Raw genomic sequence first — 13182 nt, forward strand, 5'->3', positions numbered from 1 at the left:
CGGGCGTCCGGCCCGGACGCCCGCCCGCGCGGTCCCGTTCCGTTCCCGGTCCGCGGACCGCGCCGTTCCGGCCGTAGAGTCCGGAGAATGAGACGAGCACGCACCGGTTCCCTGGTCAGCGACGGCCGCGGCCTCATCCTGCACGCGTTCCACCGCGTCCCCGAGGACACCCGCTTCCGCGAGGCCGGGATCGGCATGTCCCTCGTGGCGCTGTGGCACGGCGACAGACTGCTGATGGTCTACGAGCGGGACCGCGCCACCTGGGAACTGCCCGGCGGGGGCATCGAGGACGGGGAGAGCCCGCGGGAGGCGGCGGTCCGCGAACTCGCCGAGGAGTCCGGCCAGGTCGCCGACGAGCTCCGCTTCACCGGCTACGGGCTCTACACCCTGGGGCGCCGGCGGCGCCTGGTGTACGGGGCCGTCTACACCGGGCGGACCTCGGTGCCCCGTCCGTTCACCCCGAACGAGGAGATCGCCGCCATCCACTGGCGCGCCGCCGCGGAGCCCCTCTCCGGCCGCGTCCAGCCCGTGGACGAGTACCTGGCGGCCCTCTGTGCCGCCGCGCGGGACACGGGGCCCCGGCCCCCGGCCTGAGGACACCGCCCGCGCCTCCGGGCGGCGGGGGACGGTGCGGCCGGTCCGGTGCGGCCGGTCAGTGCGGCCACCGGGGCGGGTTGGTGCAGAAGTGACCGCCGAGATGGGCGTGGTCGGGGTTGTCCGGGTCGAGCTCCCCCTGTTCGGCGAGGAGCTTCGCCGCGTACGGCTCCGAGTCGTCCCGCGGCTCGTAGCCCAGCGCCCGGGCGGAGGAGAGGTCCCACCACAGGCGGGTGTTGGCGGAGCTGCCGTAGACCACGGTGTGGCCGACGGCCTCGGCGGTCAGGGCCGCGTGCAGCAGCCGGGCGGCGTCCGGCGGGCTGAGCCAGAGGGAGAGCATCCGGACGGTGGTGGGCTCGGGGAAGCAGGAGCCGATGCGGATGGAGACGGTCTCGATGCCGTGCTTGTCCCAGTAGAGGGACGCCAGGTCCTCGCCGAAGCACTTGGAGAGGCCGTAGAAGGTGTCGGGCCGGTGAGGGGCCTCGGCGGGCAGCGGCGGGGCGTCCTCGCCGGCGGGGCGGGGGAGGAAGCCGACGGCGTGGTTGCTGGAGGCGAAGACCACGCGGCGCACGCCCTCTTCGCGGGCGGCCTCGTAGAGGTGGTAGGTGCCCCGGATGTTGGAGTCGAGGATGTTCTCGAAGGTGGATTCGAGGGAGATCCCGGCGAGGTGGACGATCGCGTCGACACCGCGGACCGCTTCCCGGAGGGCCTCCCGGTCGGCGAGGTCGGCCGTGACCGCCTCGGTGCCGTCGGGGACGTCCGGCACCGGCACGCGGTCGAGCAGCCGGAGGGTGTAGCCGTACGGGGGCAGCAGGTCGCGCATCAGGGTGCCGAGGCCGCCGGCGGCGCCGGTGAGCAGGACGGTGCGGTCTGCGGGCATGGCGGTGTCTCCTCGGGAGGGCGGCGGCCGGCGGGCCGGGGCCGGTTCGGGGCGGACGTGGTGTGCGGCCGTGCGCGGCGGAGCCTGTTCACGATCTCCGGGGAAGACTCTGCCATCGGATAGTAAGCGCTGTCATCCCCTCGTGGCCGCTCTCTTGACCGCTTCCGGGCGCCGCCTTAGCGTGACCGCTTCCGCGGAGGGTCCGCCGGCCGCGCGGGCGGCGGGCCGGTGAGGAGACGACATGCGAGCCTCGGCCTTTCTCTACCCCTGGGACGTGGTCGGTGATCCGTACGCCCCGGTCCGGGTGGCCCGGCTGGGGGTGGGGCAGGTGACGCTGGCCTCCGCCTACCACTCCACCCGCGCCCTGACACCCCGCCACCCCCGGCACCGGATCGTCACCGCGCGCCACTCGGCGGTGCTCTACCCGCCCGACCCGGCCCGCTGGTCGGGGCGCCTGCTGCGACCGTACGAGCAGCGGTGGACCGAGGGCCGCGATCCGTTCGGGGAGGCGGCGGAGGCGCTGGCCGGGGCGGGGCTGGAGGTGCACAGCTGGGTGGTGCTGGCGCACAACTCCCGGCTGGGCGAGGAGCATCCGGAGATCGCCGTGCGCAACGCCTACGGCGACCGGTATCCGTGGGCGCCCTGCATCGCCCGGCCCGAGGTGCGGGAGTACGCGGTGGAGCTGGCCGCCGAGGCCGCCGTACGGCCCGGGGCGCGCGGCACCGAACTGGAGTCCTGCGGCTGGTACGGCCTGGCGCATCTGCACGCGCACGACAAGACGGCCGGGGTCGCGCTCGGCGGTGCCGGGCACTATCTGATGTCGCTCTGCTTCTGCGAGGTCTGCGAGGAGGGGTACGCCGGGGCGGGCGCCGATCCGGAGCGGCTGCGGGCCGCGGTGGCGACGGCTCTGGAGCCGCTGTGGCGCGGGAAGCCCGGACCGGAGGCGGGCCCGGCCGGTGACCGGGAGGCGGAGTGGACGGCGGTGGAGAGACTGCTCGGCGAGGAACCCGCCGACGCGACGCGACGCTGGCGCCGGAGCGTCGCGGGCGGACTCCGGCGGGCGGCGGTCGCGGCGGTGCGCCGGGCGGCGCGGCCGGGGTTCCAGGTGCTGCTCCACGCCGACCCGGCCTGGCACCGGTGCGGGGCCAACGCCGGCGCGGACCCGGAGGATCTGCTGGAGTACGCCGACGGCGCCGTGCTGCCCTGCGCGGGAGGCGAGGGCGGACGGGCGGCGCGGGCGGCCGTTCTGGACCCGTTCGCCCGGGTCCGGCCCGAAGGGGCGGTCCTCGCGGCGAACTTCACGGTCGTCTCCGGTATGGGCGGCAGCCCGGCGACGCTGGCGGCGGACGCGGCGCACGCGGCCGGACTGGGCGCGGACGAACTCCGGCTCTACCACGCCGGACTGGCCTCCGACGCCGACCTCGCGCAGGTCGGGGCGTTCCTCGGCTGAACGGGCGGGCCGGGCGGCCCGGTTGGCGCCCCCGGTCCGCCGGGGGCCGCGGACATCTCGTGGTGCGCGGGGCATTGACGGGACGGCGGCCCGGCCCTAGCTTCATCGCGTCGTCCTTCGTACGTCATATATGAGACGCGATACGCGAGATCTGAGAGCCTTCATGGTCACTGCGCCCGGCCCGCTCCCCGCCACCCCGGCCCCGATCCCCTCCCGCACCCAGGTCGTGCTGGAGGCCGTCAAACACGCCATCCTCACCGGCCGGCTGAGCCCCGGCCAGGCGCTGGTGGAGACGGAGCTGGCACAGCGGTTCGGCGTCTCCAAGACCCCGGTGCGGGAGGCCCTGAAGACGCTCGCGGGCTCCGGGCTCGTCGTCATGAACCAGTACAAGGGCGTCACCGTGCGGACCGTGGACGCCGCCATGGCCCGCGAGGTCTACGACGTCCGGCTGCTGCTGGAGCCGGAGGCGCTGCGCCGCTCGGTCACCCGCGAGGCGTCGCTGGAGGCGGCCCGGGAGGCGCTGGAGCGCGCCGACCACTCCTCGGACCGGGCCGACCGGAGCCTGGCCAACCGGGACTTCCACCGGGCGCTCTACCTGCCGTGCGGCAATCCGCTGCTCGCCCGGATGCTCGACGATCTGCGCGACCAGGCGGCCCTGGTGTCGGCGGTCGCCTGGGCGTCGGTGCCGTCCTGGGAACGGGAGGCGCGCGAGCACCGGGAGATCCTGCGCACGGCGCTCGCGGGGGACGCGGACGGCGCGGCACGGCTGCTCCACGACCACATCGGCTCCTTCGTGCGGCGGGCTTTCCCGGACGCCGTACCGGACGCGGCGGAGCCGGAGCGGCCCGGCGCCCCCTGACCGCGGTCCGGACGGCGTCCGGCGCCGGCCACGCCCCGGACCGCGCACCACCCGCACCGCACCCGCCACACCGCACCACACCGCACCGCACCGCACCGCACCGCACCGCACCACCCGCACGGCACGCAGCACCGCACAGCGCAGCACGCACACAGCACCGCACCGACGGCCCGGCACCACCCGGCGGGCCGCCATCCAGGCGACGGACCGCCCCGCGAACGGCGGCCCGGAGCACAGACCGCGGCACGCGCCGCGCACGGAAAGGGCGGACAGCATGGACCAGGCACGGCTGAAAGCGGCTCTCGCCGAGGTCGTGGCGATACCGGTGACGCCGTTCGGCGCGGAGGGCCGCGTCGAACGGGCCACCTACCGCGCGCTGCTGCGCCGGCTGCTGGACGGGGGAGTCGTCACCGTCACCCCGAACGGCAACACCGGGGAGTTCTACGCCCTCACGCCCGAGGAGCGGCGCACCGTCGTCGAGGAGACCATGGCGGAGACCGGCGGGCAGGCGACCGTCGTGGCCGGGGTCGGCCACGACGTGCCCACCGCCGTCGGCGCCGCCCGGCACGCCCGGGACTGCGGCGCCGAGATGGTGATGGTCCACCAGCCGGTGCACCCGTACGTGTCGCAGGACGGCTGGGTCGACTACCACCGCGCCATCGCCGAGGCGGTGCCCGAGCTGGGCGTCGTCCCGTACATCCGCAACGAGCTGCTGGACGGGGAGCGCATCGCGCGGCTCGGCGAGCTCTGCCCCAATGTGGTCGGCGTGAAGTACGCGGTGCCGGACGCGGCGCGGTTCGCGGCGGTCGCCCGGGACGCGGGCCTGGACCGGTTCACCTGGGTCGCCGGACTGGCCGAGCTGTACGCGCCGTCGTACTGGGCGGTGGGGGCCACCGGCTTCACCTCCGGTCTGGTCAACGTCGCCCCCCGGTTGTCGCTGGCGATGCTGGTGGCGCTGCGCGCCGGGGACTACGCCGCCGCCATGGCGGTCTGGGAGCGCGTACGGGAGTTCGAGGCGCTGCGCGCCGAACGGCAGGCGGCGAACAACGTCAGCGTCGTCAAGGAGGCGATGGCCGTCCTGGGCCTGTGCCGGCGCGAGGTGCGGCCGCCCAGCCGGCCGCTGCCCGAGCCGGAACGCGGCCGGGTCGCGTCGCTGCTGAAGGGGTGGGACCTGTGATGGGCGGGCCCGGGAACACCGGCGGTACCGGGGCGGCGCCCCGGCCGGACGGCGGCCCGTCCGCGGACGCTGCCCGGCGCGGGCGGGTGAAGAGCCCGGAGGAGCTGCGCAGCCACGCCTGGTACGGCACCGGCGGGCTGCGGTCCTTCAGCCACCGGGCCCGCACCCGCCAGCTCGGCTACCTGCCCGAGGAACACCTGGGCAAGCCGGTCGTCGCGGTCCTCAACACCTGGAGCGACATCAACCCCTGCCACCAGCATCTGCGCGAGCGCGCGGAGGCCGTGAAGCGGGGTGTCTGGCAGGCGGGCGGCTTCCCGCTGGAGTTCCCGGTGGCCACGCTCTCGGAGACCTTCCAGAAGCCGACGCCCATGCTCTACCGGAATCTGCTGGCGATGGAGACCGAGGAGCTGCTGCGCTCCTATCCGGTGGACGGCGCCGTGCTCATGGGCGGCTGCGACAAGACCACACCGGCGCTGCTGATGGGCGCCGCCTCCGCCGGGCTGCCCGCCGTATTCGTCCCGGCCGGGCCGATGCTGCGCGGCCACTGGCGCGGCGAGACCCTCGGCTCCGGCACCGACATGTGGAAGTACTGGGACGACAAGCGCGCCGGGCTCATCGGGGACCGCGAACTGGCCGAACTGGAGTGCGGCCTGGCCCGCTCGCCCGGCCATTGCATGACCATGGGCACCGCCTCCACCATGACGGCCGTCGCCGAGGCCCTGGGGGTGACCGTGCCCGGCGCCTCCTCGATCCCCGCCGTGGACTCGGGGCACAGCCGGATGGCCGCCGCGGCCGGACGTCTCGCCGTCGAACTGGTGTGGCAGGACCTGCGGTTGCCGGAGCTCCTGACCCGCGAGGCGTTCGAGGACGGCATCGCGACCGCCGTGGCGCTCGGCGGTTCGACCAACGCCATCATCCATCTGACCGCGATGGCCGGCCGCTCGGGCGTGCAGCTCACCCCGGACGACTTCGACACCATCGCCCGCCGGGTGCCCGTCCTCGCCAACCTCCGCCCCGGCGGCGCGTATCTGATGGAGGACTTCCACTACGCGGGCGGGCTGCCGGGCCTGCTGGCACGGCTCGCGGAAGGCGGGCACCTCCACCTCGGCCGGCCCACCGCCGCCCACGCCACGCTGCGCGAGCAGATCGCCGGGGCCCTTGTCCACGACGACGACGTCATCCGGCCCCTGGACGATCCGCTGGCCGCGGAGGGCGGCATCGCCGTACTGCACGGCAATCTCGCCCCCGGCGGTGCCGTGATCAAGCACATCGCCGCCGAGCCCCGGCTGCTGCGGCACACCGGGCCCGCCGTCGTGTTCGAGAACTACCGGCAGTTGCAGGACCGCATCGACGACCCGGCGCTCTCCATCACCGCCGACAGCGTGCTCGTGCTCCGCGGCTCCGGCCCGCTCGGCGGCCCCGGGATGCCCGAGTACGGGATGCTGCCGATCCCCGCGTACCTGCTCAAGGAGGGGGTGCGCGACATGGTGCGGCTCTCCGACGCCCGGATGAGCGGCACCAGTTACGGCGCCTGCGTGCTGCACATCGCCCCGGAGTCGCACGCCGGCGGGCCGCTGGCGCTGGTCCGCACCGGCGACCCCGTCACCCTCGACGTACCGGCGCGGCTGCTGCGCCTGGAGGTGGACGAGGCCGAACTCGCCCGCCGCCGCGAGGAGCTGCGCCCGCCGCCCGCCCCGTACGTGCGCGGCTACGGCGCGCTCTACCAGCGGCACATCACCCAGGCCGACACCGGCTGCGACTTCGACTTCCTGGCCCGGCCCGGCGAGGTCCCCGAACCCTACGCGGGCTAGCGGCCCGCGCCGCGCCCCCGCGCCCCCGCCGAGCCGTCCTCCGTCCCCGTCCGCCGTTTCGTCGAACGGAACCGCCGCACCCCGCGTAGTAAGCGCTTAACCCCTCAACTCGACACCGGCACACCGCACACAGCGCACCCCATCCGACCCGTACACCCCACCCCACCCCGACCCCCGCACCCGCTCGCCCCGCTCGACGTGAAGGAGCAGTCATGGCCCTCGCCGTGGCGAAGGAACCCCGCGGGACCGGCCGCCGCCGGGCGGGCGGCCCGGCCCGTCTCCCGTATCTGCTGATCTCACCGGCCGTGCTGCTCATGCTGGGCTTCCTCGCCTATCCCATGATCAGCGTCCTCTACTACAGCCTCCGGCACTACAACGTCACCAAGCCCTGGCGGAACGGCTTCGCCGGCCTCGACAACTTCTCCGCCCTCCTCGCCGACGACCTGTTCTGGCAGAGCCTGGTCTTCAGCGCCCAGTGGGTCGGCACCGAGGTCTCGCTCCAGCTCGCGCTGGGCCTGGCGCTGGCGCTCATCGTCAACCAGACGTTCGTGGGCCGCGGCATCTCCCGCGCCCTCGTCTTCTCGCCCTGGGCCGTCTCCGGCGTGCTGACCACCACCATCTGGATGCTGCTCTACAACCCGTCCACCGGCGTCAGCCGCTATCTCGCGGACGCCGGCGTCGGCTCGTACGGCACCTCGGTGCTCTCCGACCCCGGGACCGTCTTCTGGGCCGCCGTCCTCGCCGAACTCTGGCGCGGCGTCCCCTTCTTCGCCATCCTCATCCTGGCCGACCTGCAGTCCATCCCCCGGGACCTCTACGAGGCGGCCTCCGTCGACGGCGCCGGGCGGATGCGGCAGTTCCTGCACATCACCCTGCCGCACCTCAAGGACGCGATCGTCCTCTCCACGCTGCTCCGGGCGGTGTGGGAGTTCAACAACGTCGACCTGCTCTACACCCTCACCGGCGGCGGCCCGGCCGGCGCGACCACCACGCTGCCGCTCTACGTCGCCAACACCGGCATCCACGGGCACGACTTCGGCTACGCCTCCGCGCTCACCACCGTCGCGTTCGTGATCCTCCTCTTCTGCTCGATCCTCTACCTGCGGCTCAGCAAGTTCGGGGGCGACCGCTGATGACCACCACCGCCATCACCGACCAGGGCTCGGCCACCGGGGCACGCGCCGGAGCGACCACCGGAAACGCGCCCCCCGCGCGCCGCCTCCGGCGCGGCCCCGGCACCGGCGGCGGCCCGGCCGGGGAACGCACGCCGCGCTGGCAGATCTACCTGCCCCTCGGGCTGTATCTGCTCTTCACCCTGGTGCCGTTCTACTGGATGCTGCTGTTCGCCCTGCGCCCGGCGGGCTCCACCTCGCTCGTGCCCTGGCCGGCCACGGCCACGCACTTCGACAAGGTCTGGAACGACCTGGGCTTCGCGGTCTTCTTCCGCAACAGCCTGCTGGTCGGCGTCGCGTCCCTGGTGATGACCACGGCCGTCGCGCTGGCCGGCGGCTACGCCCTGGCCCGGTTCCGGTTCCGGGGCCGGAACGGCTTCATGCTGGCGCTGCTGTGCTCGCAGTTCATCCCGGGCGCGCTGATGCTCGTACCGCTCTTCGAGATCTTCCGCGAGCTGGCCCTCGTCAACTCGCTGTGGAGCGTGGTCATCGCCGAGACCGTCTTCCAGCTGCCGCTCTCGCTCATCCTCATCAGCGGCTTCATCCGCAATGTGCCGGCCGAGCTGGAGGAGGCCGCCTGGGTCGACGGCTGCGGGCGTTTCCGGGCCTTCTGCGCGGTGGTGCTGCCGCTGCTGCGGCCGGGGCTGATCGCGGTCGGTTCCTTCGCCTTCGTGCACAGCTGGAACCACTTCCTCTTCGCGCTGATGTTCCTCAGCTCGCAGGAGAAGTACACGATCCCCGTCGGGCTCAACTACACCATCGGCGCGGAGAGCGTCGACCTGGGCGCGCTGGCCGCGGGCGGCGTCGTGGCCGCCGTGCCCGTGGTGATCGTCTTCGCCTTCATCCAGAAGTGGCTCATCGCCGGCTTCAGCGCCGGGGCGGTCAAGGGCTGAGCCGCCCGGAGGCGGCCAGGAACAGGACATCGGGGAGAGACATGACGGCAGTTGACGGAGCGAACACCGGGCCGGCCGGGCCGGGCACCGTACCGGACGTCCGGCCGGACGCCGGGCCCGCGGGCGGACCGGACGGGCCGGTGCCCGTGGTACTCGCCGGCGGGCGCGGCCACGGCTCCTGGCACCTGGAGAACCTGCGGCGGCTCTCGGCGGCCGGGCGGGTCCGGCTCGCCGGGGTGTGCGAACTCCAGCCGCTCGCCGCGGAGGAGCTGGCCGGCTTCGACGGGGTCGAGCAGTCCCCGGACCTCGCCGGGCTGCTGGAACGGACCGGCGCGCGGATCACCGTCGTCTGCACACCGATCCACACCCACACCGAGCTGGCGCTCACCGCCGCCCGCGCGGGCTCGCACCTGCTGCTGGAGAAGCCGCCGACCCCCTCGTACGAGGACTTCCGGCGGCTGACCGGGGGACTCGCCGCGGCCGGCACCGCCTGCCAGGTCGGTTTCCAGTCGCTGGGCTCGCACGCCCTGGACGCCATCGCCGGGCTGATCGGCGGCGGAGCCGTCGGCCGGGTGCGCTCCATCGGCGGCGCGGGGGCCTGGGTGCGCGGCGAGGACTACTTCACCCGCGCGCCCTGGGCCGGACGGCGGACCCTCGGCGGCCGGGACGTCGTCGACGGGGTCCTCACCAACCCCCTCGCGCACGCCGTGGCCACCGCGCTGCGCATCGACGGCAGCGACCGGGCCGAGGACCTGGCCGGGATCGAACTGGAGCAGTACCGGGCCCACGCGATCGAGGCGGACGACACCTCCTGCCTGCGGCTGACCACGGCACGCGGCACCCGGATCACCGTGGCCGTGACCCTCTGCGCCGAACGGACGGCCGATCCGTATCTGCTCGTCCACGGCGACCGGGGCCGGATCACCTTCTGGTACACGCGGGACCGGGTGCTGCTCCAGCGCGCCGGTCACGCCCCGGAGGAACGCCTGTACGGGCGGACGGACCTGCTGGAGGACCTGCTCGCGCACCTCGCCACCGGCTCGCCCCTGCTCGTACCGGCGCACCGCACGGGCGCCTTCACCCGCGTCGTCGAGGCGGTCCGCACCGCGCCGCCCCCGGTGCGGCTGACGGAGCCGGTCTGGCACCGGGCGGACGGACCGGCCTGGCGCAGCGGGGGCACGGCACCGCGGCGGGTGATCTCCGGTGTCGACGAGCTGGTCGCGGCGAGTGCCGAGACCCTCTCCCTCTTCTCCGAACTGGGCGCGGACTGGGCCGTACCGGCCGGGGCGCCCGGTGGAGAGGGGGAACGGCGGCCGTAGCCCCCGGACCGCCGGGCGCGGTACACGGCCGGCCGGTCCACGCGTACGCCGGCCCGCCACCGCGCCGGCAGCCGTACGCCGGCACAGCAGTACACCGCGGGGCCGGGACCCCCGCGTCACCGAACCGAGAACCGAGAACCGAACACCGGGAACCGAGAACCGAGGAGAGCCGAGATGACGACAGCACACCGGGACCAGCGCCCCGGCCCACGCCCCCGGAGAGCCGTGCGGCCCGCCGCGGCCGTGGCCCTCACCGCCGTGCTCGCCCTGACCGCGAGCGCCTGCGGGGACTCCGGCGACGCGGCCGGGGGAGAGGGTGACGGCAAGGGCACCGTCGAGTTCTGGGACAACAACGGCGGCGTCCGCACCCCCGTCTGGAAGAAGATCATCGCGGCCTTCGAGAAGAAGCACCCGGACATCGACGTGAAGTACGTGCCGGTGCCGATCACCGAGGTGCAGTCGAAGTACGACACCGCGATCGCCGGCGGCGGGCTGCCGGACGTCGGCGGCGTCAAGACCGCGGATCTGGCGAACATGGTCGCGCAGGGCGCGCTGGAGCCGGTCGGCGACCGCATCGAGGGCGGTCCCCTCAAGGGCAGGCTGTCGCCCGGCATGGTGGAGAGCGTCCGTGCCGCGGGCGGCGAGGGCGAGGAGATGTTCTCCGTGCCGGCCTCCGCCAACCAGAGCGTCCTCTGGTACCGCACGGACCTCTTCGAGAAGGCGGGGATGGACGCGCCCGACGACTGGGAGGCGTTCTACGAGGCGGCGGAGAAGCTGACCGACGCGGAGGACAACAAGTTCGGCTTCACCATCCGCGGCGGCGCCGGATCCGTCGCCCAGGCGCTGGACATGATGTACGCCCAGTCCGGCGTCGACACCTTCTGGGAAGGGGAGAAGACCACGGTCAACGCCCCGGAGAACGTCGAGGCGCTGGAGCGGTACACGGACCTCTACAAGAAGGCCACGCCCGCCGCCGACCTCAACAACGACTTCACCAAGATGGTCGCCCAGTTCGACAGCGGCGACATCGGGATGCTGCTGCACAACCTGGGGTCGTACCCCGACCATGTGAAGGCGTTCGGCAAGGACCGGATCGCCGGCATCCCGCTGCCGCCCTCGGCGGACGGCGCGCCGCGCACCATTCCGTCCAACCCGGTCGACGGGCTGGGGCTGTTCCGGAGCAGCGACAACAAGGCCGCGGCCTGGAAGTTCATCGAGTTCGCCGTCTCCCACGAGATGAACAGTCTCTGGAACGAGGAGGCGGGCGCCATCCCGGCCCGTACGGACGCCGTCGGGGACGCCTGGATCGAGGACGCGGCGCCGGTGAAGGCCGCCATGGAATCCGTCAACGACCCCGAGACGAAGATCGTCCAGCTGCCGTACTACCTGCCGGACTGGAACGACATCAGCAAGGCCGGGACCGAGCCGGACTTCCAGAAGCTGCTGCTGGGCGAGATGACCGCGAAGGAGTTCGCCGACAAGCTCGCCGGACTCCTCAACGAGGCCCAGGCGGAGTGGAAGGAGCAGCAGGAGAAGTGAGCCCCCGATTCCTCCCGTTCCCCCACGACCCCCAGGAGTCCGACATGCCGAGAACCTCATGTCACGCGCGTGCCGTGGCCGCCCTGCTGTGCGGTGCCGCGCTCGCCCTGGCCCCCGCCCCGGCCGGGGCCGCGGCACCGGCCCCGCCCGCTCCCGCTCCCGTCCCCGCCCCGTCCGGCGACCGGCCGGTGCTGCCCGCCGGCGACGGCTGGGCCTCGGCGGAGGGCGGCACGACCGGCGGCGCGGCCGCCGAAGCGGACCACGTCTTCACCGTCCGCACCCGGGCCGAGCTCGCCGCGGCGCTGAACGGCGGCGATCCCACCCCCAAGGTCATCCGGATCGCCGGCACGGTCGACGCCAACACCGACGACGCCGGCCGGCCCCTCTCCTGCGCCGACTACGCCACCGACGGCTACACCCTCGACGGCTATCTCGCCGCCTACGACCCGGACACCTGGGGCGACGCCGACCCCTCCGGTCCGATGGAGGACGCCCGCGCCGCCTCGGCCGCCCGCCAGGCGGAGCGGGTGCGGCTGGCCGTCGGCTCGAACACCACCATCGTCGGAGCGGGCCCGGGAGCCCGCCTCCTCGGCGCCAGTCTCCAGGTGAAGAACGCCGAGAACGTCGTCGTCCAGGGCATCACCTTCGAGGACGCGTACGACTGCTTCCCGCAGTGGGACCCCACCGACGGCGCCGACGGCAACTGGAACTCCGAGTACGACAACCTCGTCCTGTACGGCTCCCGCCACGTGTGGATCGACCACAACACCTTCACCGACGGACGCCGCCCCGACAGCGAACAGCCGCGCTATTTCGGTGTGCTGTTCCAGCAGCACGACGGCGAGCTGGACATCGTGCGCGGCGCCGACCTCGTCACCGCCTCCTGGAACGTCTTCGCCGACCACGACAAGACCCTGATGATCGGCAACAGCGACAGCGCGGGCGACACCGACCGGGGCCGGCTGCGGGTGACCCTCCACCACAACCTCTTCCGCGACGTGGTCGAACGGGCGCCCCGGGTGCGCTTCGGGCAGGTCGACGTCTACAACAACCACTATCTGACGACCGGCGAACGCTACGGCTACAGCTGGGGGGTCGGCTTCGAGTCCCGGCTCGTCGCCGAGGCCAATGCCTTCACCCTGCCGGACGCGGTGGACCCCGCGAAGGTGATCAAGAGCTGGAAGGGCACGGCCCTCACCGAGCGGGACAACCTGGTGAACGGCGAGGCCGTGGACCTGCTCGCCGTCCACAACGCCGGTGTCCCGGAGGAACGGCTCGGGGACGACGCGGGCTGGACCCCGGAGCTCCGGCCCCGCGTCGACCACCCGCGCGCCGTCCCGTACCTGGTGGCCCGGCACGCGGGCGCCGGCCGGCGCTGAGCCGGGCGCACGGTCCCGGCCCCGGGCGGGGCGCCGGGGCCGTCCGGGCCGGCCGGTCCCTCCGGTGCTTCCGGGAGTCCGGCCGGCCCGGGCACGCCGCACGCCCGCG

The 13182-nt window shown here is 73.9% G+C and carries 11 protein-coding genes; 10 read left to right on the plus strand and 1 reads right to left on the minus strand.

The window, feature by feature from the left end; all coding sequences use genetic code 11:
• Positions 1-87 precede the first annotated feature (87 nt).
• Positions 88-594 (plus strand): NUDIX hydrolase, encoded by a 507-nt coding sequence (locus tag SXIN_RS25005; protein ID WP_019709603.1) that lies wholly within the window; start codon positions 88-90, stop codon positions 592-594.
• A 58-nt stretch (positions 595-652) separates the two neighbouring features.
• Here the strand turns inward: SXIN_RS25005 and SXIN_RS25010 are convergent, their stop codons facing one another.
• Positions 653-1474, minus strand: a complete 822-nt coding sequence (locus SXIN_RS25010; RefSeq protein ID WP_019709604.1) for an NAD-dependent epimerase/dehydratase family protein — start codon at positions 1472-1474, stop codon at positions 653-655.
• A gap of 241 nt (positions 1475-1715) precedes the next feature.
• On the opposite strand from SXIN_RS25010, the gene SXIN_RS25015 reads away from it, so the two are divergent.
• From SXIN_RS25015 to SXIN_RS25055, 9 genes are all read left to right on the plus strand, one after another.
• Entirely contained in the window at positions 1716-2924 is a 1209-nt protein-coding gene (locus SXIN_RS25015; RefSeq protein WP_095757562.1) for a hypothetical protein, read from the plus strand.
• Between the two features lie 163 nt (positions 2925-3087).
• Entirely contained in the window at positions 3088-3783 is a 696-nt protein-coding gene (locus SXIN_RS25020; protein WP_095757563.1) for a GntR family transcriptional regulator, read from the plus strand.
• Between the two features lie 274 nt (positions 3784-4057).
• Positions 4058-4960, plus strand: a complete 903-nt coding sequence (locus tag SXIN_RS25025) for a dihydrodipicolinate synthase family protein (protein WP_095757564.1) — start codon at positions 4058-4060, stop codon at positions 4958-4960.
• 86 nt (positions 4961-5046) lie between these two features.
• Entirely contained in the window at positions 5047-6771 is a 1725-nt protein-coding gene (gene araD, locus SXIN_RS25030; protein ID WP_238154020.1) for an L-arabinonate dehydratase, read from the plus strand.
• A 212-nt stretch (positions 6772-6983) separates the two neighbouring features.
• Positions 6984-7904 carry a carbohydrate ABC transporter permease gene (locus tag SXIN_RS25035; RefSeq protein WP_019709607.1) on the plus strand — a complete coding sequence of 307 codons (921 nt, stop codon included), beginning with the start codon at positions 6984-6986 and terminating at the stop codon, positions 7902-7904.
• Positions 7904-8836, plus strand: a complete 933-nt coding sequence (locus SXIN_RS25040) for a carbohydrate ABC transporter permease (RefSeq protein ID WP_095757566.1) — start codon at positions 7904-7906, stop codon at positions 8834-8836. The genes SXIN_RS25035 and SXIN_RS25040 overlap by 1 nt, the downstream gene beginning before the upstream one ends.
• A 41-nt stretch (positions 8837-8877) precedes the next feature.
• A complete protein-coding gene (locus tag SXIN_RS25045; RefSeq protein ID WP_095757567.1) occupies positions 8878-10155 on the plus strand; it encodes a Gfo/Idh/MocA family protein in 1278 nt (425 codons plus the stop codon).
• Between the two features lie 174 nt (positions 10156-10329).
• Positions 10330-11694: an ABC transporter substrate-binding protein gene (locus SXIN_RS25050; protein WP_050931137.1), complete on the plus strand. Its 1365-nt coding sequence runs from the start codon at positions 10330-10332 to the stop codon at positions 11692-11694.
• A gap of 44 nt (positions 11695-11738) precedes the next feature.
• Positions 11739-13073: a pectate lyase family protein gene (locus tag SXIN_RS25055; RefSeq protein WP_095757568.1), complete on the plus strand. Its 1335-nt coding sequence runs from the start codon at positions 11739-11741 to the stop codon at positions 13071-13073.
• The last annotated feature ends 109 nt before the right edge of the window (positions 13074-13182 follow it).

Origin of the sequence: Streptomyces xinghaiensis S187 (assembly GCF_000220705.2) — a bacterium.
Lineage (GTDB): Bacteria > Actinomycetota > Actinomycetes > Streptomycetales > Streptomycetaceae > Streptomyces > Streptomyces xinghaiensis.